Below are 575 nucleotides of genomic sequence, written 5' to 3'. Positions count from 1 at the left end.
CGCTTGGTGCCGCGCACCAGGATGCCGACATTGTCGCCCGCCTGGCCCTGGTCCAGAAGCTTGCGGAACATCTCGACGCCGGTCACCGTCGTCTTCACCGTCGGGCGGATACCGACGATCTCGACTTCCTCGCCCACCTTGATCACGCCGCGCTCGACGCGACCGGTCACCACCGTGCCGCGGCCCGAGATCGAGAACACGTCCTCGATCGGCATCAGGAAGGGCTGGTCGACCGGACGCTCCGGCTGCGGGATGTAGGCGTCGACCGCCTTCATCAGCTCCAGAACCGCGTCATGGCCCAGCTTCGGGTCGCCGTTCTGCAGCGCCACCAGCGCCGAGCCACGGATGATCGGGATGTCGTCGCCCGGGAAGTCGTACTTCGACAGAAGCTCGCGAACCTCGAGCTCGACGAGCTCAAGCAGCTCCTCGTCGTCGACCTGGTCGCACTTGTTCAGGAACACCACCAGAGCCGGAACGCCGACCTGACGCGCCAGAAGGATGTGCTCGCGGGTCTGCGGCATCGGGCCGTCCGCCGCCGACACCACCAGGATCGCGCCGTCCATCTGCGCCGCGCC

1 protein-coding gene is annotated in these 575 nt (G+C 67.5%); it reads right to left on the bottom strand.

All coding sequences use genetic code 11. From position 1 onward, the window contains the following. Positions 1-575: GTP-binding protein (locus MWN33_RS18975; protein WP_247202621.1), on the bottom strand; the 575-nt coding region annotated here is incomplete at both ends.

Origin of the sequence: Ancylobacter koreensis (assembly GCF_023016525.1) — a bacterium.
GTDB classification, from domain to species: domain Bacteria; phylum Pseudomonadota; class Alphaproteobacteria; order Rhizobiales; family Xanthobacteraceae; genus Ancylobacter; species Ancylobacter koreensis.
The sequence above is the reverse complement of the archived record's forward strand: the minus strand, read 5'-3'. Positions and strand labels throughout refer to the sequence as shown.